At 73.1% G+C, this 22,705-nt stretch carries 23 protein-coding genes and 1 pseudogene; 15 read left to right on the top strand and 9 right to left on the bottom strand.

What is annotated here, in order from left to right; translation table 11 throughout:
- The first annotated feature begins 1 nt into the window (after position 1).
- The 9 genes and pseudogenes from puhA to bchD all read left to right on the top strand — a co-directional run.
- The gene (gene puhA, locus MOTC310_RS01960) at positions 2-781 is read left to right on the top strand and encodes a photosynthetic reaction center subunit H (protein ID WP_331300612.1); all 780 of its coding nucleotides are present in this window, start codon (positions 2-4) and stop codon (positions 779-781) included.
- Positions 778-1,428: a photosynthetic complex putative assembly protein PuhB gene (puhB, locus tag MOTC310_RS01955; RefSeq protein WP_331300611.1), complete on the top strand. Its 651-nt coding sequence runs from the start codon at positions 778-780 to the stop codon at positions 1,426-1,428. Before puhA ends, puhB begins: the two co-directional genes overlap by 4 nt.
- Positions 1,429-1,439: 11 nt before the next feature.
- Complete coding sequence (gene puhC, locus MOTC310_RS01950) at positions 1,440-1,940, top strand: photosynthetic complex assembly protein PuhC (protein ID WP_331300610.1); 501 nt, start codon at positions 1,440-1,442, stop codon at positions 1,938-1,940.
- Positions 1,940-2,236: a hypothetical protein gene (locus MOTC310_RS01945; protein ID WP_331292603.1), complete on the top strand. Its 297-nt coding sequence runs from the start codon at positions 1,940-1,942 to the stop codon at positions 2,234-2,236. The genes puhC and MOTC310_RS01945 overlap by 1 nt, the downstream gene beginning before the upstream one ends.
- A complete protein-coding gene (gene acsF, locus MOTC310_RS01940; protein WP_331292593.1) occupies positions 2,233-3,321 on the top strand; it encodes a magnesium-protoporphyrin IX monomethyl ester (oxidative) cyclase in 1,089 nt (362 codons plus the stop codon). Before MOTC310_RS01945 ends, acsF begins: the two co-directional genes overlap by 4 nt.
- Before the next feature lies 1 nt (position 3,322).
- Positions 3,323-4,108: a putative photosynthetic complex assembly protein PuhE gene (gene puhE, locus MOTC310_RS01935; RefSeq protein ID WP_331292594.1), complete on the top strand. Its 786-nt coding sequence runs from the start codon at positions 3,323-3,325 to the stop codon at positions 4,106-4,108.
- A gap of 289 nt (positions 4,109-4,397) precedes the next feature.
- Positions 4,398-5,615, top strand: a complete 1,218-nt coding sequence (gene hemA, locus MOTC310_RS01930; protein ID WP_331300609.1) for a 5-aminolevulinate synthase — start codon at positions 4,398-4,400, stop codon at positions 5,613-5,615.
- Between the two features lie 175 nt (positions 5,616-5,790).
- Positions 5,791-6,801, top strand: a complete 1,011-nt coding sequence (bchI, locus tag MOTC310_RS01925) for a magnesium chelatase ATPase subunit I (protein ID WP_331292596.1) — start codon at positions 5,791-5,793, stop codon at positions 6,799-6,801.
- A 511-nt stretch (positions 6,802-7,312) separates the two neighbouring features.
- Positions 7,313-7,645 (top strand): annotated as a pseudogene (gene bchD, locus MOTC310_RS01920) (magnesium chelatase subunit D); the annotation flags it as partial.
- A 31-nt stretch (positions 7,646-7,676) separates the two neighbouring features.
- Here bchD and MOTC310_RS01915 read toward each other — a convergent pair.
- Complete coding sequence (locus tag MOTC310_RS01915) at positions 7,677-7,823, bottom strand: hypothetical protein (RefSeq protein ID WP_012318814.1); 147 nt, start codon at positions 7,821-7,823, stop codon at positions 7,677-7,679.
- Positions 7,824-8,033: 210 nt separating this feature from the next.
- Between MOTC310_RS01915 and bchO the strand changes: the two genes are divergently transcribed.
- The 5 genes from bchO (at position 8,034) to MOTC310_RS01890 (ending at position 13,494) form a co-directional block, all read left to right on the top strand.
- The gene (gene bchO, locus MOTC310_RS01910) at positions 8,034-8,942 is read left to right on the top strand and encodes an alpha/beta fold hydrolase BchO (RefSeq protein ID WP_331300608.1); all 909 of its coding nucleotides are present in this window, start codon (positions 8,034-8,036) and stop codon (positions 8,940-8,942) included.
- Positions 8,943-9,044: 102 nt separating this feature from the next.
- Entirely contained in the window at positions 9,045-9,830 is a 786-nt protein-coding gene (locus tag MOTC310_RS01905) for a gamma-glutamyl-gamma-aminobutyrate hydrolase family protein (protein WP_331294031.1), read from the top strand.
- A gap of 325 nt (positions 9,831-10,155) precedes the next feature.
- Positions 10,156-10,908, top strand: coding sequence for a guanitoxin biosynthesis heme-dependent pre-guanitoxin N-hydroxylase GntA (gntA, locus tag MOTC310_RS01900; protein ID WP_331300607.1), 753 nt, complete (start codon positions 10,156-10,158; stop codon positions 10,906-10,908).
- 44 nt (positions 10,909-10,952) lie between these two features.
- Positions 10,953-11,549, top strand: a complete 597-nt coding sequence (locus MOTC310_RS01895; RefSeq protein WP_331294052.1) for an urea carboxylase-associated family protein — start codon at positions 10,953-10,955, stop codon at positions 11,547-11,549.
- 205 nt (positions 11,550-11,754) lie between these two features.
- Positions 11,755-13,494 carry a methyl-accepting chemotaxis protein gene (locus MOTC310_RS01890; RefSeq protein ID WP_331300606.1) on the top strand — a complete coding sequence of 580 codons (1,740 nt, stop codon included), beginning with the start codon at positions 11,755-11,757 and terminating at the stop codon, positions 13,492-13,494.
- Between the two features lie 155 nt (positions 13,495-13,649).
- On the opposite strand, the gene MOTC310_RS01885 is transcribed toward MOTC310_RS01890, so the two are convergent.
- From MOTC310_RS01885 to MOTC310_RS01875, 3 genes are all read right to left on the bottom strand, one after another.
- Complete coding sequence (locus MOTC310_RS01885; RefSeq protein WP_331300605.1) at positions 13,650-14,903, bottom strand: cytochrome P450; 1,254 nt, start codon at positions 14,901-14,903, stop codon at positions 13,650-13,652.
- 105 nt (positions 14,904-15,008) lie between these two features.
- Positions 15,009-16,280 (bottom strand): NAD(P)/FAD-dependent oxidoreductase, encoded by a 1,272-nt coding sequence (locus tag MOTC310_RS01880; protein ID WP_331300604.1) that lies wholly within the window; start codon positions 16,278-16,280, stop codon positions 15,009-15,011.
- Positions 16,280-16,525, bottom strand: a complete 246-nt coding sequence (locus MOTC310_RS01875) for a ferredoxin (protein WP_331300603.1) — start codon at positions 16,523-16,525, stop codon at positions 16,280-16,282. The genes MOTC310_RS01880 and MOTC310_RS01875 overlap by 1 nt, the downstream gene beginning before the upstream one ends.
- Before the next feature lie 56 nt (positions 16,526-16,581).
- Here MOTC310_RS01875 and MOTC310_RS01870 point away from each other — a divergent pair, with 56 nt between their 5' ends.
- Positions 16,582-16,851 (top strand): hypothetical protein, encoded by a 270-nt coding sequence (locus tag MOTC310_RS01870; protein ID WP_331300602.1) that lies wholly within the window; start codon positions 16,582-16,584, stop codon positions 16,849-16,851.
- On the opposite strand, the gene MOTC310_RS01865 is transcribed toward MOTC310_RS01870, so the two are convergent.
- From MOTC310_RS01865 to MOTC310_RS01845, 5 genes are all read right to left on the bottom strand, one after another.
- Complete coding sequence (locus tag MOTC310_RS01865; protein WP_331300601.1) at positions 16,818-18,605, bottom strand: class I adenylate-forming enzyme family protein; 1,788 nt, start codon at positions 18,603-18,605, stop codon at positions 16,818-16,820. The genes MOTC310_RS01870 and MOTC310_RS01865 overlap by 34 nt on opposite strands.
- The gene (locus MOTC310_RS01860) at positions 18,602-19,372 is read right to left on the bottom strand and encodes an SDR family NAD(P)-dependent oxidoreductase (RefSeq protein WP_331300600.1); all 771 of its coding nucleotides are present in this window, start codon (positions 19,370-19,372) and stop codon (positions 18,602-18,604) included. Before MOTC310_RS01860 ends, MOTC310_RS01865 begins: the two co-directional genes overlap by 4 nt.
- A gap of 148 nt (positions 19,373-19,520) precedes the next feature.
- Entirely contained in the window at positions 19,521-20,297 is a 777-nt protein-coding gene (locus MOTC310_RS01855) for an SDR family NAD(P)-dependent oxidoreductase (protein ID WP_331301447.1), read from the bottom strand.
- A 2-nt stretch (positions 20,298-20,299) separates the two neighbouring features.
- On the bottom strand, positions 20,300-21,358 hold the full coding sequence (locus tag MOTC310_RS01850) for a phosphotransferase family protein (RefSeq protein ID WP_331300599.1): 1,059 nt from the start codon (positions 21,356-21,358) through the stop codon (positions 20,300-20,302).
- Positions 21,355-22,608: an acyl-CoA dehydrogenase family protein gene (locus tag MOTC310_RS01845; RefSeq protein ID WP_331300598.1), complete on the bottom strand. Its 1,254-nt coding sequence runs from the start codon at positions 22,606-22,608 to the stop codon at positions 21,355-21,357. Before MOTC310_RS01845 ends, MOTC310_RS01850 begins: the two co-directional genes overlap by 4 nt.
- Positions 22,609-22,705: the final 97 nt, after the last annotated feature.

Raw genomic sequence — 22,705 nt, 5'->3', positions numbered from 1 at the left:
CATGCCAACCGGCGCACTTACGGGTTACGTCGACGTCGCCCAGGTCGTGCTCTACGCCTTCTTCCTGTTCTTCGCGGGGCTGGTCTTCTGGCTGCGCCGCGAGGACCGGCGGGAGGGCTATCCCCTGGAGAACGAGGCGGTCGGACGCCGCAAGGCGGATGATCCGATCCTGATCCCGCGGTCCAAGGCGTTCCATCTGCCGGGCGGCGAGACGACCTACGCGCCGCAGGCGGTCCATGGCCGGGACGACATCGAGACCGGCATCCCGGCCCGCAAGGTCGAGCCCTGGCCGGGGGCTCCCTACGAGCGCACGGAGGCGTCGCTCCAGGCCGGCGTCGGTCCGGGCTCCTGGGTGCTCCGTCACGACGTGCACGACCGGACCTGGGACGACGAGATCCGCATCGTGCCCCTGCGGGTGGCGAAGAACTTCGTCATCCACGAGGACGGCCCGAATCCGATCGGCATGACGGTATTCGGCACCGACGACGCCGTGGCGGGCGTGATCAGCGACGTCTGGGTCGACCGCGGCGAGTCGCTGATCCGCTACTACGAGGTCGAGCTCCCGACGGGCGGCCGCCGGCTGATGCCGACCACCTTCTGCCGCGCCGGTGGCTTCACCAAGACAGTGACGACCGAGGCGCTGCTCGCCAGCCAGTTCGCCGACATCCCGGCGACCCGCGATCCCGACAGCGTCACCTTCCTCGAGGAGGAGCGGATCATGTCCTATTTCGGCGCCGGCACGCTCTACGCGACGCCGGCCCGGGCGGAGCCCCTGATATGAGCGGCGACTTCCTGCCCGAGGGCACTCCCCGGGGTCTGCCCGGCCCGCTGCCGGCGGGCGAGCACATCCTGTGGCAGGGTGCACCGACCACGATCGGCCTGCTGGTCCGGGTGTTCCACGCCCGCTTGGTGATCGCGTGGTTCTCGGTCTGCGCCCTGGCCTTCGGCCTCGCTGCGGGCTCGCCCGCCGCGGCGCTGAAGGTCGTGGGACCGACCCTGGCGGTCGGTGCCGGTGCCGTCGCGCTGCTCTGGCTGCTCGCCTGGCTGACCCACCGGACGACGCTCTACACGGTGACCAACCGTCGCGTCGTGCTGCAGGCCGGCATCGCCCTGCCGGTGACCCACAACCTGCCCTTCGCGCAGATCGAGAGTGCGGCCCTGCGCGCCTTCACGGATGGCAGCGGCGACCTGCCCCTGCGGTTGCGGCCGGGCCTCCGGATCGCCTACCTTCACATCTGGCCGCATGTCCGGCCCTGGCATCTCGCCCGGACCGAGCCCATGCTGCGCTCCGTACCGGACGCGGACGCCGCGGCGGCGCTGCTGGCACGCGCCCTCGAGGCCCATGCCGACGGCACCGCGCCGCCGGTTCGGGTGGCGCGTCTCGGCCGAGCGGACGAGAATCCCGGTCGCCTCGTCGCGGCCGAATAGGGAGGGGCACGATGGGCGAGCGGGCGGAGGGCGCCGGCCGGGCCATGCCACCGGCGGTCGCGGGACCGGCACCGGCGCTGCTGATGATCGGTGCCGGCGCGCTGATGGGCTTCACCATGCTGGCGGTCCTGATCGGCCGGAGCGAGAAGGTCGGCCTCGTCGCCCTCCCGCCCGCCAAGGCGGTGGCGCGCCTGGAGTTCCGCGCCGAGGATCAGGTCGACGGCTCGATCGCCCTGCGCGACGTCGCCGACCGGCACATCGTCGCCTGGATCCGCCCCGGCGAGGACGGCTTCCTGCGGGGGACCCTGCGGGGCCTCGCCCAGGCCCGCCAGCGGGAGGGCCTCGGCCCCGGGAAGCCCTTCAGCCTGACCCGCTACGACGACGGCCGACTCGCGCTGGCCGACGAGGCCACCGGCCGCCAGGTGCCGCTCGAAGCCTTCGGGCCGACCAATGCCGGGGCCTTCGCCCGGCTGATGCCCGCGCCGGGCGCCCCCGCCACGGAGACGCGGTGATGGGCCTGTTCGGCAGCCGCACCGTCACCGTGCCCTGCACGGTGGAGATCGAGCAGACGCCCGAGAGTCTGCACGCGCACGTGACCCTCGATGCCGGTTTCGAGATCGAGCCCGGCGACGAGGTCCAGGTCCACGACGCGCCGACCTCGGTGCCCTACGGCGAGCGCCTCACCGTGCGGCGCACCGCCACCGTCACCCGGGCCGGCCCGCTGGAGCGGGCCTGGACCAAGCTCATCGCCCATCTGGAGCTGACCGAACTCTACGAGGTCAGCTTCTCCGAGAGGAGGAAGCTGTGAACGCACCCGTCCCGCCGCCCTCCGGCCAGCCGGTTCCGAAGATTCCGGTCAACGAATCGACCCGGGCCGCCCAGGAGACGACCTTCCTCAGCCCGCGCTTCTACACGACCGATTTCGACGAGCTCGATCGCACGGACGTCGAGCCGGTGCGGCGCGACTGGGACCTGCTCATCGCCGAGCTGCGCGCCGACCCGAACAAGCGCCACTTCACCCGCAACGAGGAGTTCGACTGCGACCTGTCGCGGATGGAGCCCGAGCTGCGGAAGGAGTTTCTGGACTTCCTCGTGTCGTCGATCACCGCCGAGTTCTCGGGCTGCGTGCTCTACGCCGAGATGAGGAAGCGGGCCAAGAACAAGGACATCAAGGAGCTGTTCGGCTTCATGAGCCGCGACGAGGCGCGCCACGCCGGCTTCATCAACGACACGCTGAAGGATTTCGGCATCGGCGTGGACCTGGGCTTCCTCACCAAGTCCAAGAAGTACACGTTCTTCCGGCCGAAATTCATCTTCTACGCCACCTACCTCTCGGAGAAGATCGGCTACGCCCGCTACATCACGATCTTCCGCGAGCTGGAGCGGCACCCGGAGCGGCGCATCCACCCGATCTTCAAGTGGTTCGAGCTGTGGTGCAACGACGAGTTCCGGCACGGCGAGGCCTTCGCGCTGCTGATGCGCGCCAACCCGAAGCTGACGAGCGGCGTGAACCGCTACTGGATCCGGTTCTTCCTGCTCGCCGTCTTCGCCACCATGTACGTGCGCGACCATCACCGCCCGGCCTTCCACAAGGCGCTGGGGGTCGATCCGACCGATTACGACTTCAAGGTCTTCCGGATCACCTCGGAGATCTCCCGCCAGACCTTCCCGCTGGAGCTCGACCTCGACAACCCGAAGTTCAAGGCGGGGCTCGACCGGCTGCTCGCCTGCTCCGGGGCGATCGCCGACGCCAAGGCGCGGGGCGGCCTCGCCGGCAAGGTCCTGCAGGGATTCCACGCCGCCCGTGCGGCCGCGACCTTCGCGCGGCTGTATCTCCTCCCCGTCAAGGCCAACGCCCTGCCGGCCGACATCCGCCTCCAGCCGGTCTGGTAGCATGGCCACCTACGCCGCCCCGGTGCTGTACGCGGTCCTGCTCTGGTGGTTCTCCACCGGTCTGATCCTGCTGCTCGACCACGCCCCGCGGCGGACGCATCCGTGGAGCATGGCCGGGGCGACCCTGCTGCTCGCGGGCGCTCTGGTGGCGATCCGGTCCAGCGCCGCCGACACGAGCGCCACGGGGGCCTACACGGCCTTCACGGCGGCGCTCGTCGTCTGGGGCTGGCAGGAGATGAGCTACTACATGGGCTTCCTGTCCGGTCCGCGGCCCGTGGCCTGCGCGCCGAGCGTGCGGGGACTCGACCGGTTCCTCGCCGCGCTCGCCACCAGCCTGTGGCACGAATTCGCCATCGTGGTCGGCGGCCTCGCGATCCTGGCCCTGGTCTGGGGCAGCCCCAACCGCTTCGCCCTGTGGACCTACGGCACCCTGGTGGTGATGAACCTCTCGGCGCGGCTCAACCTGTTCCTCGGGGTGCGCAACCTCCACGCCGAGTTCCTGCCGGACCATCTCGGCTACCTCGCCTGCTACCTCTCGCGGAAGCCGATGAACCTGCTGTTCCCGGTCTCGGTGAGCCTCGGGACCATCGCGGCGGCGCTGCTCGGCCGGGCGGCGCTCGGCGCCGACCTGCTGGAGCACGAGCTGATCGGCTTCACGGTCCTGGCGACGCTGACCGCGCTCGCCACCCTGGAGCACTGGTTCCTGATGCTGCCGCTGCCCTCGGCCGAGCTGTGGCGCTGGAGCCTGCCGGCGCGGGGCGCGGAGGAGGCGGCGCGGCGGGACTAGATCTAGATCAATGCGGCGTGCGCGTCCGGTCCTCAAGGACGTGGCCGCCGAAGGGGATCAGGATATCGGGCACGGCGCGGACGCACGAGAACCAGTTCTTCGTGATCCGTCCGCCATAACGAGAACTTGGAGCCCGGTCCCGGACCCGCGTCCCGGGCACGGTGTCGAAGGCCGATCGCCCGGACCGCTACATCCGGGATTGCTACGCACATCCATCTGGAATTCGTCCAAAGCGAAATCCGGGTTCACAGGCGGGATCAACCCGCAGACCAGTTCGGGGAGAGGCGACATGGATTACGAGACCTTCTTCGAAGGCGAGATCGCCGGGCTCCACCGGGAGGGCCGCTACCGGGTCTTCACCGACCTCGAGCGCCACGCGGGCAACTTCCCGCACGCCACGCACCACCATGCCGGCGGCACCCGGCCGGTCACGGTCTGGTGCTCCAACGACTATCTCGGCATGGGCCAGCACCCGACCGTCACCGGGGCGATGCACGCGGCGATCGACCGCTGCGGCGCGGGCGCCGGCGGCACCCGCAACATCTCGGGCACCAACCACTACCACGTGCTCCTGGAGCGCGAGCTCGCCGACCTCCACGGCAAGGAGGCGGCCCTGCTGTTCACCTCCGGCTACGTATCGAACTGGGCGGCGCTCGGGACCCTGGCGTCGCGCCTGCCGAACTGCGCGGTCTTCTCCGATTCCGAGAACCACGCCTCGATGATCGAGGGCATCCGGTTCTCCCGCGCCGAGCGCCACATCTTCCGCCACAACGACCCCGAAGACCTGAACCGGAAGCTCGCGCTGGTCGACCCGGCCCGGCCGAAGCTGGTGGCCTTCGAGTCGGTCTACTCGATGGACGGCGACATCGCGCCGATCGCCGAGATCTGCGACGTGGCCGAGGCCCACGGGGCGCTCACCTACCTGGACGAGGTCCACGCGGTCGGCCTCTACGGCGCCCGCGGCGGCGGCATCTCGGAGCGGGACGGCGTCGCCCACCGGCTCGACGTCATCGAGGGCACGCTCGGCAAGGCCTTCGCGGTGCACGGCGGCTACATCACGGCCTCCGAGAAGCTCTGCGACTTCGTGCGCAGCTTCGCCTCGGGCTTCATCTTCACGACCTCGCTGCCCCCGGCCGTGGCGGCGGGCGCGGCGGCGAGCATCCGCCACCTCAAGGAGAGCGGCGCCGAGCGCGCCCGGCATCAGGAGCGCGTGGCGAAGGTCCGGCAGGCCCTGGAGGCCGCCGACATCCCGACCATGCCCAACGACAGCCACATCGTGCCGGTGATGGTCTGTGACCCCGTACTGTGCAAGGGGATCTCCGACACCCTGCTCGACGAGTTCGGCATCTACGTGCAGCCGATCAACTACCCGACCGTGGCCCGCGGCACCGAGCGCCTGCGGATCACCCCGTCGCCGCTGCACACCGACGCCGACATCGCCCATCTGGTCGAGGCGCTCACCACGATCTGGGGGCGGATCGGGCTCCGGCAGAAGGCGGCGGAGTAGGGCTTCCCTTTCCCCCACCCGCACCCTCATCCTGAGTCGCCCGCGTGAGCGGGCCTCGAAGGAGGGCTCCAGCCGGCCGCGCGAACCCTGGAGATCGCCTTCGGGGCCTCCGCCGCGCTTCGGCACCCCAGGATGAGGGGGTGGGTCGGATGCCCCCGCAAGCTCGAGTCAACGCGTGCCCACTTTCCCCTTCTCGGCCATCGTCGGCCAGGACGAGATGCGCCAGGCGCTGCTGATCGCGGCGGTGGACCCGGCGGTCGGCGGCGTGCTGGTCTTCGGCGACCGCGGCACCGGCAAGTCCACGGCGATCCGGGCGCTGGCCGCCCTGCTGCCGCCGATGCGGGCGGTGGTCGCCTGCCCGTACAACTGCGACCCCGACAGCCCGGCGGAATCCTGCCCGCACTGCGCCGCGGGCGGCCCGCGCAAGAGCCACAAGACGCCGGTGCCGGTCGTGGACCTGCCCCTCGGCGCCACCGAGGACCGGGTGGTCGGCACCCTCGACCTCGAGCGGGCGCTCGGTGCCGGCGTGAAGGCCTTCGAGCCGGGGTTGCTCGCCCGGGCCAACCGCGGCTTCCTGTATATCGACGAGGTGAATCTCCTCGAGGACCACCTCGTCGACCTGCTGCTCGACGTGGCCGCCTCGGGGGTCAACACCGTCGAGCGCGAGGGCCTGTCCCTGCGCCACCCGGCGCGGTTCGTGCTGGTCGGGTCCGGCAACCCGGAGGAGGGCGAGCTGCGCCCGCAGCTCCTCGACCGGTTCGGGCTCGCCTGCGAGGTCGTGACCCCGAGGGACATCCCGACCCGCATCGCGGTCGTGCGCGCCCGCGACGCCTACGAGCGCGACCCGGAAGGCTTCTGCGCCGCGCGCGCCGGCGAGGAGCGGAAAATACAAAAACGAATCCTGCTGGCGCGGGAGCGCCTGCCGTCCGTGACCGTGCCGGATGCCGCCCTGGAGCGCGCGGCGCGGCTCTGCCTCGCGCTCGGCACCGACGGGCTGCGCGGCGAGCTGACCCTGATGCGCACCGCCCGGGCGCTCGCCGCCCTCGACGGCGCCGTGGCGGTCACCGACGACCATATCCGCCGCATCGCCCCGGCGTCCCTGCGCCACCGCCTGCGCCGCAACCCGCTCGACGAATCCGGATCCACCGCCCGGGTGGAGCGGGCGCTGGCGGAGGTGTTCGCGTGACGGCGCCGCTGCGCCCCCCGAAAGCGCGAGGGCGTTCATCGCGCGGCTCTGGCCGAGTCGGCTCTGAAAGGCGCGCGGGTCCCCTCTCCGGGGCGGGAGCGGGACAGGGTGAGGGACGAGAACCGTCCGGACGAGGCTCGACCCGAACGCGCTTCGCGGGCGTGCTCAGGTCTGGAACTCCGCATCCCTCACCCCAACCCTCTCCCGCTCGGGAGAGGGGGCCGGTCGCGCTCCGTCGCCTGCGGTGCGGTCCGATCGACAGGTCTGATCCTCGTCCTCCGCTCGGGAGCGGGAAGCCGTCGCGCCCCGCTCGAACCGATGCTTGACCAGCGCAATCCCGCGGAGCGGGAAGGGACACCGGCCTGCTCCTGGGCCGAGGCCGGTCTGGCCGCGCGTCTGCTCGCCGCCGACCCGCACGGGTTCGGCGGCGCGGTGCTGCGGGCCCCCGCCGGGCCGGTGCGCGAGCGCTGGCTCGACATCCTGCGGGCGGCGCTGCCTCCCGGAACACCCTGGCGGCGCCTGCCNCCTCGCGGCGGGGATCGACGCGGCGGTCGCGGTGGCGCTGGGCGTGCGCCGCGGCGGCAGCCGGCCGGCGATCGTGCTGCTGACTGACGGGCGCGCCAACGTCGCGCGGTCGGGGGAGGGGGGACGGGCGCGCGCGGGCGCGGAGGCCCTGCAGGCGGCCCGCGCCCTGCGTGCGGCCGGGCTACCGGCACTCGTGGTCGATACCGGCACAAGGGGCGACGAGGCCCGTTCAATCGCGGACGCGATGGGCGCCCGCTACCTGAAACTGCCGCGGGCCGAGGCCGGTCAGCTCAGCGCGGCGGTGAGGGCGGCGCTCTGAGCGCCGCGCCCTTCGAGCCTGGGACGGGGTGTCAGAGGTCGCCGCCGATGCCGCTGTCGGCGAGGCGCTGGTGATGGGCGAGCCAGGAGTTCAGCATCTCGCGAACGATGGCCTTGAGGCTCCAGCCGCCGGAGACCGGGGCGGCGATGTTCTGGGTCGAGGAGGTGAAGAGGATCATGGCCTTCTCCGAAGTCGGCGGACGCGTCTTGTTCTTGCTCGCCCGTGATATGCCGCCGCTGTTGCAGCGCAGCAATCGACCTCCGCTCACCGGTGGCATGCGGCCGCCGCATAGGATTGTTCAGTGTTACGAAATACTTCCGGCCATGAACGATAGCACCGCCGCCCCCCTCGGACCGGCCGGACATGCCGCAATGCGGGAGACGGGCGCATGCTGACCGGCCTCGACGCGGACAGGCCCGACTGGGCCGTGGAGGGTCGGGACTGGCCCCACCGGGCGGCCAGCCGCTTCGTGGAGGCGGCCGGGCTGCGCTGGCACGTCCAGGAATTCGGATCTCCGGATGCCCCGACGCTGCTGCTCCTGCACGGGACCGGCGCGGCCACGCATTCCTGGCGCGGTCTGGCCCCGCTCCTCGCCCGGGACTTCTTCGTGATCGCACCGGACCTGCCGGGACACGGCTTCACGGATCCGCTGCCCGACGCCGATCTGTCCCTGCCCGGCATGGCCCGGGCCGTGGCGGGCCTCGTGGCGGCGCTCGGCCGGCCGCCGGTCCTGGCCGCGGGCCACTCGGCCGGCGCGGCCGTGCTGGCGCGGATGTGCCTCGACGGGAGCATCGCACCGCGGCTTCTGACGGCCTTCAACGGCGCCCTGGCGCCGCTGCCGGGGGCGGCCAACCTGCTGTTCCCCAGCATGGCGCGGCTGCTGTTCCTCAACCCGTTCACCCCGCGGATCTTCGCCTGGACGGCGGACCGGTCGGCGGCCCGGCGGCTCATCGAGGGGACCGGCTCGCGCCTCGACCCGGAGGGGGTCGACCTCTACCGGCGGCTCTTCGCCCGGGCCGGCCATGTCCGCGGCGCGCTGGGGATGATGGCGAACTGGGATCTCGCCGGCCTGCACCGGGCGCTGCCCGGCCTCGCGACCCGGACCCTGCTGGTCGTCGGCGGCGACGACAAGGCCATCCTGCCGGACACCGCCTTCGCGCTGCGCGACCGCCTGCCCGACGCCCGCGTCCGCCTGATCCGCGGCCTCGGCCACCTCGCCCACGAGGAGGCGCCCGAGCGCGTGGCCGAGGTTCTCCGCGCCGAGGCTTCGGAAGCGGGTGTTCTGTCGCCGCCCTGAGCCGGACGGGACTGGCGCCGGCCTTGCGTGGGTCGTAGAGCCTGCCGCGGCGTGCGGCGGCCCGCCGCGCGGCCAGGACAGGATCGAGGAGCAGCCGGGACGATGGCGAGACCCGTGATCGGCGTCATCGGCAACGCGCGCCTGATCGATAGCCGCTTCCCGGCGCAGATCGTCGGCGAGAACAACATGCGGGCGGTCGCCGCGGTGGCCGGCGCCCTGCCGCTGATGTTCGCCGCCGTGCCGGCGATCACCGACCTCGGCGACCTCCTCGACACCGTGGACGGCGTCCTCCTCACGGGCGGCCGCGCCAACGTCCACCCGACGCGCTTCAACACCGAGCCCTGCGCGGCGCACGAACCCTACGACGAGGATCGCGACGCCGTGGCGCTTCCGCTGATCGAGGCCTGCGTGGCGGGCGGCGTGCCGCTGTTCGGCATCTGCCGCGGCTTCCAGGAGATCAACGTCGCCTTCGGGGGCAGCCTGCACCCGGAGATCCGCGATCTCCCGGGCCGGCTCAATCACCGCATGCCGCGCCTCGAGAACGGCGAGATCCACCCGGACCTGGAGGTGATCTTCGCCGACCGTCACGAGGTCCGGCTCACGCCCGGGGGCGCCTTCGCCCGCCTCCTGGAGCGCGAGACGATCCGGGTGAACTCCCTGCACGGCCAGGGCATCCTGGAGCCCGGAGCCCGGATCGCGATCGAGGGCATCGCCGAGGACGAGACGGTCGAGGCGATCCGCGTCCGCGACGCGGCGGGCTTCGCGCTGGGCGTCCAGTGGCACGCCGAGCACGACCCGGCGACCAACCCGATCAACCGCACCCTGTTCGAGGCCTTCGGGTCCGCCGCGGCGACGCGGCACCGGGCGCGGGCGGCCGGCCGGGGCTGAGCCTGCCGCGCCAGGCCGGCCGGGGCTGAGCCTGCCGCGCCGCGACCCGGCGCAGTCCCGGCGGCCAGCGCGGCAGCACAGCGCCGGAGCGGCGCCGACACCGCGAGTCTTCCTAGCCTTAACCTATGTTTACTCGGCAGCGCTGATCCACGGAATATTGGCCGGACGGTCGGACACATCTTGCCCGCTTGGCGCGAGATTCACCTTATCCCCCGGACGACCTGTCGCAGGACGGAACGGCGGCATCGCACTGGTGTTGCCGGAGTCCCGAACGGCGGCCGCCTCACGGTTGAGGCCGCCTGCGCAGAGAACGGGCAGGACCGGCATGCATCTTCCCCGCGACGACCGAGAGCACCCCCGTGCCGAGGCCTTCCGCGACTTCATCCGGAACCCGCCCTTCCCCTGCGTGGGCGCCAAGTCGGCCCTGTCGCGCGGGCGGATGCGGATCGTGGTGGCCCGGGACATCACCTCGGGCTGGGACGACATGCGGATCTACCCGGCGCTGCTCGCCTTCGTGGCGCAGTACCGCGCGCAGCCCGACCTGTTCCAGAGTTTCGCGGTCGTGTTCGAGGGTCCGGGCGACCTCTCGGAGGAAGCGTTCGAGCGGAACCTCTGGGCGCGCGCGCAATCCCTGACCGACAAGGATGCCTGGCTCGGCCAGCCCCACGATGCCCGCGTGGCCGACGATCCCGACAATCCGCACTTCTCCCTGAGCTTCGGCGGCGAGGCGTTCTTCGTGGTCGGCCTGCACCCGCAGGCGAGCCGGCCGGCGCGACGCTTCTCGTCGCCGGTCCTGGTCTTCAACCTGCACGCGCAGTTCGAGCGGCTGCGCGCGGAGGGGCGCTACGAGAAGCTGCGCGCCGCGATCCTGGAGCGGGACGAGGCCCTCGCCGGCAGCGTGAACCCGATGCTGGCGCGCCACGGCGAGACCTCGGAGGCGCGCCAGTACAGCGGCCGCGCGGTCGACGCGGACTGGCGCTGCCCGATGAAGGGCCGACCGGCGCCGTCCCCCGAGGCCCGGGACTGGCACCCGCCGGTCCCGCCCTTCGCCCGCGCGCTGCCGGGCAGCGGCGCCTGAGCCCGTCGGATCGCAGACCCCGGAACCGAGTGAGCCAACCCACCATGTGCCAAGCGGACGTGCAGACGATCGAGCCGCGCTCCGGCGTCGCCTTCACCCTCGACCGGGGCCAGCGCCTCACGGTGATCGACCCGTGCGGGGAGCAGGTGGCCGACCTCCTCGCCTTCAACCGCCACGATACGGGGGAGGTGATCTCGTCGGGCCGGACCCTCGACTACGCCAGCCGGATCTATCTCACCGCCGGCGACCCGCTCTACTCGAACCGGTCCAACATCCTGCTGCGGATCGTCGAGGACACGGTGGGACGGCACGATTTCCTGCTGACCCCGTGCTCGGCCGACACGTTCCGCATCATCTACGGCGACACGAACCCGCATCGCGGCTGCTTCGGCAACCTGGCGGCGGCGCTCGCCCCCTACGGGATCGCGCCGGACGCGATCCCGGTGGCGTTCAACTGCTTCATGAACGTGCCGGTCGACGGCACGACCGGGGCGCTCACCGTGGCGCCGCCCCTCAGCCGGGCGGGGGACCGGATCGTGTTCGTGGCCGAGACCGACCTGATCATCGGGCTGACCGCCTGCTCGGCCCTGCAATCCAACAACGGCAGCTTCAAGCCGATCCAGTACAGCGTGAGCGCGTAGTCGCGGGACGTCGAACGGCCCGACCCCGATACTGATCCATGTAAATTTCTAGACTGGACCGCATCGGTTGACCTGACGCCGATATTCGCCGGCTAACGGCCGCAGATCTTTGCGATTTCCTAACCCGATTGCACGAGGTTGAGCCCGTGCGCGCCGACGGCGAGTCCCTGCCGGCCGGCCGCAGGCCTCCTCTTCCGGTGCTCGGATGACCCCCACGCAGACCCGCCGCCCGCCCGCCGACCGCGTCGCGCCGTGGCGAGGCCTCGCCAATCTCAAGCTCCGCCACAAGCTCGCGGCCGTGATGGCCCTGGTGCTGCTGGCCATCGGCGCCCTCAGCGCCCTGAGCTTCGTCGACATGCGCGGCTCGGCGCTCGAGGACCGCGCCCTGATGACGCGGCGCCTGACCGAGGTCGCGCAGAGCCTACTCGTCCACTACGAGGCGCAGGCCCGGACGGGGCAGATGCCCGTCGCCGAGGCGCAGAAGGCGGCCCTCGCGGCGATCACCGCCCTGCGCTTCGGCAGCGAGGACTACTTCTTCGTCCTCGACGACCAGGGCCACCTGATCGCCAACGCGTTCAACGCCAAGAACGTCGGCAAGCAGGTGCTGGACCAGACCGACGTCCCGGGCGGGAAGCGCTACTTCGCCGAGATGGTCGAGACCGCTCAGCGCGACGGCTCCGGCTTCGTCGACTACATGAAGCCGCGCGCCGGCGGGTCCGTGCCGGTGGAGAAGGTCGCGAGCGTGCAGATGTTCAAGCCGTGGGGCTGGATCGTCGCCACCGGCCTGTACCGGGACGACGTCCACGCGGCCGTGCGCGACCGGGGGATCACCCTCGCCCTCTGGTCCGCCGGCCTCGCCCTGCCGATCCTGGCGCTGCTCCTGCTCGTCGGCAGCGGCCTGTCGCGGCCCATCACCCGCCTGACCGCGGCGATGCGCGGCCTCGCCGACGGCGACCTCGCGGTGACGGTCGCCGACCAGCGCCGCGGCGACGAGGTCGGCGCCATGGCGCGCGCCGTCCAGGTGTTCAAGGACGCCCTGATCGCCAAGCGCGCGGCCGACGCGACCGCCGTGGCGGAGAACGACGCCAAGATGCGCCGCGCCCAGATGCTGGACGCGGTCACCGCCCGGTTCGACGCGCAGGTCAGCGCGCTGACGCAGGGCCTGTCGGCGGCCGCGGTGGAGATGGAGGCCACGGCCCGGGAGATGACCCGCACGGCCGCGCGGACCACCGACCAGTCCGTGCGCGTCGCCGCGGCCTCCGAGCAGACCTCCAGCAACGTGCAGACCGTGGCGGCGGCCAGCGAGGAGATGGCCGCCTCGATCCACGAGATCGCGTCCCGCGTCGCCCAGTCCTCCGCGATGGCCGACCGGGCTGGGACGGACGTGGCGCAGACCAACGCCCTGATGCAGGTGCTCTCCCGCGGCACGGACCAGATCAGCGAGGTGATGGGCCTGATCGCCGGGATCGCCGGCCAGACCAACCTGCTGGCGCTCAACGCCACCATCGAGGCCGCCCGCGCCGGCGAGGCCGGCAAGGGCTTCGCGGTGGTGGCCGGCGAGGTGAAGGCGCTGGCCTCGCAGACGGCCCGGGCGACCGAGACGATCGCGACGCAGATCGCCGCCATCCAGAACGAGACGCGGCAGGCGGTCGAGTCGATGCGGACGATCGGGGGCACGATCGACGAGATGCGCACGGTGGCGCTCAGCGTGGCCGCCGCCATGGAGGAGCAGGGCGCGGCGACGAGCGAGATCGTCCGGAACGTCACCCAGGCGGCGCAGGGCACCCAGGCGGTGAGCACCGACATCGCCGACGTCCGGCAGGCGGCCCGCGAGACCGGCACGGCCTCCGGTCAGGTCCTGAGCGCCGCGCAGGAACTGGCCCGCTACTCGACGAGCCTCGGCCAGGAGGTCGCGACCTTCCTCGCCGCCGTGAAGGCCGCCTGAGGGCGGACCGCCGGGCCGGACGGGGCGGGGCGCCGGGAGCGATCGCGGGCCGGGCGCCGATCGTCTCGACCGGCAGGCGCGGGTCGAGGCAGCGTCCCGGATGCGGGTCGTCCGGGCCCCCGGTCCCGGCGGCCGCCCGGATTCGCGCCCCCGGCTCACGCGATCCCGTCGATCGCCACCCGCAGGTGCTCCGGACCGCGCAGGGCGGCGCCCGGCCGGTAGGGCGGCGGGTCCTCGACCAGGCGCGGCGCCTTCAGCCGGCGGGCGAGGGCGGTCAGGGCCGCCTCGGCCTCGAACCGGGCCAGCGGCGCGCCCACGCAGTAATGCAGGCCGCCGCCGAAGCCGAGATGGCGGGTCCCGGTGCGGTCCGGGTCGAACCGGTCGGGATCGGGGAAGACGTCCGGGTCGCGGTTGCCGGCGGCCAGCAGCAGCACGAGGTCGGCGCCCGCGGGGATCGTGACCCCGGCGATGTCGATGGGCGACAGCGTCCGCCGCGTCCGGAACTGCACCGGCGGCTCGTAGCGGAGCAGTTCCTCGATCAGCCGCGGGGCCCGCATCGGGTCCTGCCGCAGGCGCTCCAGCTCGTCCGGATGCCGCAGCAGGGTCAGCAGGCCGTTGGTGATCAGGTTCACGGTGGTCTCGTGCCCGGCGACCAGCATCAGGATCGAGGTGGCGATGAGGTCGTAATCGCCCATCTTCACGCCGGCCGGGGTGGCGTGGTTGGCGAGGCCCGACAGCATGTCGTCCTGCGGATGCCTGCGCTTCTCCCTGATCAGGTCGGCCATGTAGCCGCCGATCGCGTCGAAGGTCCGGCTGTTCGCGGCGCGGATCTCGGGGTCGGACAGGCTGTCGGGCTCCAGCGCGGTGGCGAGCTGCGTCGCCCAGCCGTGGAACTTCGGCTCGTCCTCCCGGGGCACGCCGAACAGCTCGCAGATCACCGTCACGGGCAGCGGGTAGGCGAGGTCGTCGACCGCGTCGATCTCCCGGGCGCCGCACTTCTCGTTGAGCAGGTCGGCCACCAGCCGGTCGGACCGGGCACGCATCGCCTGGACGCGCTCGCGGGAGAACTGGTGCATCACCGCGGAGCGCAGGGCGTCGTGGGCCGGCGGGTCGCGGAAGATGAAGACCCGGTGCCGGTCCATCATCCAGTCCTTGAGCGGCTTCACGATCAGGTCGGTGAGGGGGTTGCCGGTGCGCGGCCGGTCGGCCGGGGGCAGGGTTTCGGAGCTGACCCGCGGGTCCTGCAGGAGGCGCGCGACGGTGCCGTGGGTCGCCGCCACCCAGGTTCCGGCCTCCGTGCCGTCGTCCTGGCGCGAGACCGGGTTCTCCCGCAGCTTCGCGTAGACCGGATAGGGATTCGGCCGGTTGGCGAAGTCCTTGACCTGGTCGAGGAGCGTGGCGTCGGGCATGCAATCTCCTTCGCGCATCGTCCCGGAAAGCGGTCACCGGCCTTCGGGAAAGATGCTGCAACGACAAAGGCTTCGCGCGATGCGCCGGTTCCGTTTCCCGGCGCGCTACGGAAAGCCGGGCTCGAAGACCGTGACGCCCTCGGGCCGGTCGGTCGCGGCACCCCGGGGCGGGAAGGGGGCGCGGGCCGCGACCAGCTCGGCCTGGGTCGGCAGCCAGCGGGCGGAATCGACCGAGACCGCCGCGATGCAGCGCCCCGCGCGGCCGTAGGTGGCGACGAAGCGGCCGGCGGCCGGATCGCCCTGCGTGATCGCCACCGCGTCGGCGCCCTCGGTCAGGCCGACGGATTTCACCACGAGGTCGCCCTGCATCGACCAGAAGGTCGGCAGGGCGCCGTAGGGCAACTCGGGCTCCGCGCCGGCGAGGAGCCGGCCGGCATGGACGCCCTGCGCCACCGCGTGGCTCCAGTGCTCCAGGGCGACGCGCCGGCCGTCGTAGAGCGGGTGGGGAAAGCGCGCCACGTCGCCGGCGGCGGCGACGCGCGGGTCGGGTTCGCCGTCGGAATCGAGGACGTGGCCGCGCGCGTCGCAATCGACCCCGCCCGGATCCGCCGACAGGCCGGACCCGTCGAGCCACTCGGTGTTGCGCACGGCCCCCAGGGCGATGACGGCGATGTCGGCCGCGAGGCTGCTGCCGTCGACGAGATGGGCGCGCACCAGCCGGCCGTCCCGGCCCTCCAGCCACTCGACCTCGCGGCCGCAGCGCAGCGCGACGCCGTGGCCCTCGTGGATCGCGCCGATGAACGCCCCGACGGTGCTGCCGAGGACGCGGCCCAGCGGCGTCGGGCCGGGCTCGACCAGCGTGACCGGCAGGTCGAGCTGCCGGCACAGGCTCGCGACCTCGCAGCCGATGAAGCCGGCACCGATGACCAGCACGTGCTTCGGGCCGGCGGCCAGCGCCCGGCGCAGGGCGGCGGCGTCGTCCCGCCCGCGCAGGGTGAAGACGCCGGCGAGGCGGCCCTCGTGCGGGTTCGCCCAGGGGCGGGCCCGGGTGCCGGTGGCGATGAGCAGGCGGTCGTAGGGGAGGGTCCGCCCGTCCGCGAGGCGGACCGTGCGCGCCTGCCGGTCGAGGCGCTGCGCCGCGCTGCCGAGCTGCCACTCCGCCGCGAGGGTGCCGACCCCCGGCAGGGTCGTGGCCTCCGCCGGGATCACCCCGGTGAGGACGTGCTTGGAGAGCGGCGGCCGGTCGTAGGGCCGGTGCGGCTCGTCGCCGACGATCGTCAGCGGGCCGGAGAAGCCCGCCGCGCGGAGGGCCTCGGCCCCGCGCAGCGCCGCGAGGCCGGCGCCGACGATCAGGACACGCTCGGAGGTCTGCGCCATCAGGCGCCCCGCTCCGGATCCTCGACCCGGATCGCCTGGACCGGGCAGGCGACGCGCGCCCGCTCGATGTCGGCCCGGTCCCGCGCGGCGGGGGCGGGATCGTAGAACAGGGCCTCGTGCCCCTCGATGCGGAAGTGCCGCGGCGCCGCGTAGCAGCACTGGGCGTAGGCCTGGCACAGGTTGAGATCGACGCTCACCCGCAGGCCGGGCGGGGGACCGGAGGACGCATCGGCGGGGGCGGACATGGCGGGGCAACCGCGCGCGGCGCCGCGGGTTCCGCGGGCGCTCGTCGCGGGCCGGCGTGGCCGCGGCGCCGGCCCGGACGCTCCGCGCCGGGCCGCAGATCGTCGCCGCCGCGCCGCCCGCGGAGGGCTACGCCCGCTACCGGGCCTACAATTACGGGCCGGGCTACGGCTACGGCTACGCGCCGGGCTACACCGACGACCGCCTCGACCGCCTGAGCAGCGCGCAGGCCGCCGGCTACGTCGTCGTCCACCGCCGGACGGTGCAGTTCCCCGACGGCCGGACCCTGCGGGTCTACCGCCCGGACGACGAGGGCGAGCCGTTCTGACCTGAGCCGTTCGGGCCTGACTTCTCCGCGAACACCGCCCGCAGGGGCGCCCGCAGGATCTTCCCGGCGGGGTTGCGGGGCAGGAGCGCGTCCCAGATCTCGATCCGCACCGGCACCTTGAACGCCGCGAGCCGCTCGGCCGCGAAGGCGCGGATCGCCTCCGGGCCGGTCTCGGCGCCCTCGGCCAGCACCACGATGGCGCCGGGCTCCTCGCCCAGCGTCGGGTGGGGCACCGGCAGCACCACGGCGTCGATCACGTCCGGATGTTCGTAGAGGGCGTTCTCGACCTCGCAGCAGTAGATGTTCTCGCCGCCGCGGATCAGCATGTCCTTGATCCGGTCGACGATGGTCAGGAAGCCCTCGTCGTCGGCGCGGGCGAGGTCGCCGGTGCGCAGCCAGCCCGCGGAGAGGACCTCCGCGGTGGCCGCCGGGTCGTCCCAGTAGCCGCGGACCACGTTGGGCCCCTTCACGCAGAGCTCGCCGACCTCGCCCGGCGGCAGCGGCTGCCCGAGGGGATCCACGATCCGCACCTCGCAGACCGGCAGCGGCGGCCCGCAGGATTCCGGGTGGGCGAGGTAATCCTCGCCCTGGTGGTGGGTGAAGGTCGCCGAGGTCTCGGTCATGCCCCAGCCGGTGCCGGGCACGACCCGGGGCAGGGCCTCGCCGAGCGCCCGCACGAGGTCGCCGGCGGCCGGGGCGCCGCCGTAGGTGACGCCCTCCAGGGTCGGCAGGGGCCGGCCGGCCTCCCGGGCCGCATTGGCGAGCTGCCACGCGATGGTCGGGACGCCGCCCGCGCTGGTGCAGCCCTCCCGCTCGATCAGGTCGAGGGCCGCGGCGGCGTCCCAGCGGTGCATCATCACCAGCCGGTGCCCGCCGTAGAGCGCCGCCCCCAGGCTCGCGTGGCAGCCGGTGACGTGGAACAGCGGGATCACCAGCAGCGCCGCCCGCTGCGGCGCGGCCGGGTCGGGCTTCGGCGGCGCCTCGCCCCGGCGCAGGGCGCTGCGCGCCGCCGAGTAGGGGTAGGCCATCACCGTGGTGGCGGCCGCCCGGTGGGTGCCGACCGCCCCCTTGGGCTTGCCCGTGGTGCCCGAGGTGTAGAACAGGGTCGCGTCGTCCTCCGGGTCGAGGGCGATGTCGGGCAGGGGCAGGTCGGGGAGGGCGGCCCAATCCGCCACCAGGCCGAGGAGGTCGGCGAGGGGCGTCGCCCGGGAATCCGCCTCCATGCGGGTGGTGAAGACCCGCTCCAGGGCCGGGCATTCGGGCAGGTGCGGGGCGATCCGGGCGAAGCGCTCGCCGTCGGCGATCAGCACCCGCGCCCCGGAATGCCGGAGGCCGTAGGCCAGCTCGGGCCCGGTCCACCACGCGTTGAGCGGCGTCGCGATCGCCCCGGCGAGCAGCGCGCCGAAATAGCTCACCGGCCATTCGGGCAGGTTGCGCTGCGCGATGGCGACCCGGTCGCCCTTGCGCAATCCGGCCTCGACCAGAGCCCGCGCCAGGGCCGTGGCGGCCCGGGCGAAGCCCGTGAAGGTCACGCGCTCGTCGCGGTAGACCACGAAGGTCTTGTCCCCGTGGCCGCGCGCGATCCGGAACAGGTCGCCCAGCGTCGGCGGGGCCTTCTCCCAGATCCGGGTCGGCACGCCCCGGATGTCGACCGTGGCGATGGCGAAGGGCCCCCCTGAGGCGGTGAGCCGCGCCTCGGCCTCGCGGAAGGGGAGGGCCGGCCAGCCGGCGGGGATGCGGGGATCGGGGCTCATCGCGCGATCGTCACGCCGCCGTCGATCACGAGCGCCTGGCCGGTGACGAACCGGCCGGCCGCGGAGGCCAGGAACACGGCGGCGCCGGCGATCTCGTCGGGCTCGCCGATCCGGCGGAGGGGCGCGGCGTCCGTGGTGGCGGCCAGCATGGCGGGATCCTCCCACAGGGCCCGGGCGAAGTCGGTGCGGATCAGCCCCGGGCACAGGCAGTTCACCCGCACGTTGGCGGGCCCGTACTCCACCGCGTAGTTGCGGGCGAGCTGGAGGTCGGCGGCCTTCGAGACGTTGTAGGCGCCGATCACCGGCGAGCCCTTGAGTGCCCCGATCGAGGAGACGATCACGATCGCGCCGTCCCGCCGCGCCACCATGCCGGGGGCGACCCTCTGGATCAGCCAGTGGTTCGACAGGACGTTGTTCTCGAGGATCTTCCGGAACTGCGCGTCGGAGATGCCGGCGAGCGGCCCGTAATAGGGATTGCTGGCGGCGTTGCAGACCAGCACGTCGACCGGCCCGAGCCGGTTCTCGGTCTCGGCGACGAGGTGTTCCAGTTCCTCCTTGACCGAGATGCTGGCGGGGATCGCCACGGCGCGGCCGGCCCCGTGGGCAGCCTCGATCTCGGCCACGACCGCGTCGCAGGCCTCGCGCTTGCGCGAGGAGATCACAACCCGGGCGCCGTGCTCGGCCATCCGCAGGGCGATCGCCCGCCCGATGCCCCGCGACGAGCCGGTGATGAGGGCGACCTTGCCGGTCAGGTCGAACAGCGACATGGCTCGCCTCCGCGCTGGATGAAGCGGCGAACGGCTTCGATCCTCGTTCCACAGGATAGGAAGGTCGCGACGCGCCCCCTCTCCCGTGCGGGAGAGGGCACCCGCGCCGCATCCGGCCGCGGACGCTGTCGCCGGACACCGCCCATCCTCACGCCCCCGCCCGCATCGACCGGCGCAGGCGCGCCATGCCGGCGAGCCAGCGCTCGGGATCCTCGGCCCGGCGGCGGGCGTACTCCGCCACCTGCGGGTGCGGCAGGATCAGGAAGCGCCCCGCCGCCAGCCCGTCGAGGGCGGCCTCGGCCACGGCCTCGGGCGCCAGCACGCCGTCGCGCGACGCGGCGCTGGCGTCCCCCAGCATGGCGGTGTCGACGCCCTGCGGGCACAGGGCGGCGACCCGGATCCCGTCCTCGGCATGGGCGATGGCGAGGTGCTCCAGGAAGGCGAGCGCCGCGTGCTTGGTGGCCGAGTAGGTGGCGCTGCCGATCTGGCTGAGCAGCCCCGCCGCCGAGACGGTGCCGAGGAACGCGCCCCCGCCCCGGGCGCGCCAGAGCGGGACCAGCACCCGCGCCGCGTGGACATGGCCCATCACGTTCACCGCGAAGGCGCGCGCCCAGCTCTCCGGGTCGGCGGAGGTGGCGAGATCCGGGTCGGGATCGCGCTCCAGGATGCCGGCATTGGAGCAGTAGAGGGCGACCGGCCCGATCTCGGCCTCGATGCGCGCCAGGACCGTACTGACCGCCTCAGCATCGCCCACGTCGAGCGCGAAGGCCCGCCCGCCGAGCTCCGCCGCCACGGCCTCCGCCCCGGCCCCGTCCCGATCGAGAGCCACGACCGTCGCGCCCCGGGCCCCGGCCGCGACCGCGAGCGCCCGGCCGATGCCCCGTGCGGCCCCCATGACGGCGACGACGCGGCCGGCGAGTTCCATGCTCACGCCCCCGCCCGCTCGGCGAAGCTCCAGGCCGCGGCGGCGAGCTTCGGCACCCGCGCCGCCATGGCGGCGGCGTGCTCGCTCGCGGCGTTGCCCGCCTTGGCGCGGGCTGCCACCCCCTGGAGGATGCCGACCAGCCGGAACAGGTTGTAGGCGAAGTACCAGTCGAGGTCGGGCAGGTTTGTCCGATCGGCCGCCCGGCAGTAGAGCGCCACCGCCTCGTCCCTTGTGGGGATGCCCAGAGCCGGCAGGTCGAGGCCGCCGAGGCCGCTGCGCCCGTCGGCCGGCAATTCCCACTGCATCAGCAGGTAGCTGAAATCGGCCAGCGGATCGCCGAGCGTCGACAGCTCCCAGTCGAGGACGGCGCTGACGCCGCCGTCCCGGGAGAAGATCAGGTTGTCGAGGCGGTAATCGCCGTGGACCACGCAGGCGCCCTGCTGCTCGGGCACGGTCCGGGGCAGCCACGCGATCAGGCGCTCGACATCCGCCAGGCGCCCGTCCTCGGCGGCGCGGTACTGGCGGGTCCAGCGGTCGACCTGCCGGGCGAAGTAGTTGCCGGGCCGGCCGTAATCGGCGAGCCCGGCCGCCTCCGGGTCGATCGCGTGGAGGCGCGCCAGCGTGGCGATCATGCCCGCGTAGTGCCGGTGGCGGGCGTGCGGCTCGAGGCCGGGCAGGGCGCCGTCCCAGTGCACGGCACCGTCGACCGCCTCCATCACGTAGAAGGCCGCGCCGATGATGTCGGGGTCCTCGCAGAGCGCGAAGGGGCGCGGCACCGGGAAGCCCTCGCCGTAGAGGGCGCCGATCACCCGGAACTCACGGTCCACGGCGTGCGCGGAGGGCAGGAGCGGGCCGAAGGGTTTCCGGCGCAGCACGTAGGCCTGGGCGGGCGTGTCGAGCCGGTAGGTCGGGTTCGACTGGCCGCCGCGGAACTGCTGGACGGTGAGCGGGCCGGCGTAGCCGCGGACGTGTCCTTCCATCCAGGCGGCGAGTTTCGCCTCGTCGATCCGGTGGCGCGGCTCGACCGGCTTCACGCCGGAGAAGATCTCGGCGTCGCTCATGCCCGCTCCGCTTCCGGGGCTCCTGGCCGGGCATTGGTGTAGCGCCCGAATTCCAGCCGGGCGATCGAGCGGTTGTGGACCTCGTCCGGCCCGTCGGCGAGCCGCAGGGTGCGGATATGGGCGTACATCTTGGCGAGCCCGAAATCCTCCGAGACGCCCGCCCCGCCATGGGCCTGGATGGCGTCGTCGATCACCTTCAGCGCCACCCGCGGCGCCGCGACCTTGATCATGGCGATCTCGAGCTTGGCGCCCTTGTTGCCGACCTTGTCCATCATGTCGGCGGCCTTCAGGCAGAGGAGGCGGGTCATCTCGATGTCGATCCGCGCCTCGGCGACCCGCTGCTCCCAGACCGACTGCTCGCTGATCCGCTTGCCGAAGGCGACGCGGGAGACCAGCCGACGCGCCATGGCCTCCAGCGCCACCTCGGCCGCCCCGACGGTGCGCATGCAGTGGTGGATGCGGCCGGGCCCGAGCCGCCCCTGCGCGATCTCGAAACCCCGGCCCTCGCCGAGGATCAGGTTCTCGGCGGGCACGCGGACGTTCTCCAGCACGACCTCGCCGTGGCCCTTGGGCGCGTCCTCGTAGCCGAAGACCGGGAGCAGGCGCTCGATCCGCAGGCCCGGCGTGTCCATGGGCACCAGGATCTGCGATTGCTGCCGGTGGCGGGGGGCCTCCGGGTCGGTCTTGCCCATCAGGATCGCGATCCGGCAGCGCGGGTCGCCGACGCCGGTCGACCACCACTTGCGGCCGTCGATCACGTAGTGGTCGCCGTCCCGGCGGATCGACGTGCTGATGTTGGTGGCGTCCGAGGAGGCGACCTCCGGCTCGGTCATCAGGAAGGCCGAGCGGATCTCCCCCGCCATCAAGGGCTTGAGCCACCGCTCCTTCTGGGCCGCGGTGCCGTAGCGGTGCAGCACCTCCATGTTGCCGGTGTCGGGCGCCGCGCAGTTGAACGCCTCCGAGGCGATCCCGACCCGGCCCATCTCTTCGGCGCACAGCGCGTAGTCGAGGTTGGTCAGGCCGGCGCCGCGGTAGTCCTCGGTGTCGTGCTCGGGGGAGGGCGGCAGGAACAGGTTCCACAGGCCCTCGGCCCGGGCCCTCTCCTTCAGCCGCTCCATGGTGGGCGAGGGCTCGCGGCTCTCCGCGCGCTCGGCCGCCACCGCGGCGGCGGCCGGCAGGATCGCGTCGGCGATGAAGGCCCGGACGCGGGTCAGCCAGTGGGTCTGGGACTGGGAGAGGGTGAAGTCCACGGTGTCCGCTCCGCTCAGGCCGCTGCAAGCGCGAATTCGAGGATGAGGCCCATCCAATCCATACCCTCATCCTGAGGTGCCCGCGCCGGCGGGCCTC

This window comes from Methylobacterium oryzae, assembly GCF_036441375.1.
GTDB classification, from domain to species: domain Bacteria; phylum Pseudomonadota; class Alphaproteobacteria; order Rhizobiales; family Beijerinckiaceae; genus Methylobacterium; species Methylobacterium oryzae_A.
The sequence above is the reverse complement of the archived record's forward strand: the minus strand, read 5'-3'. Positions and strand labels throughout refer to the sequence as shown.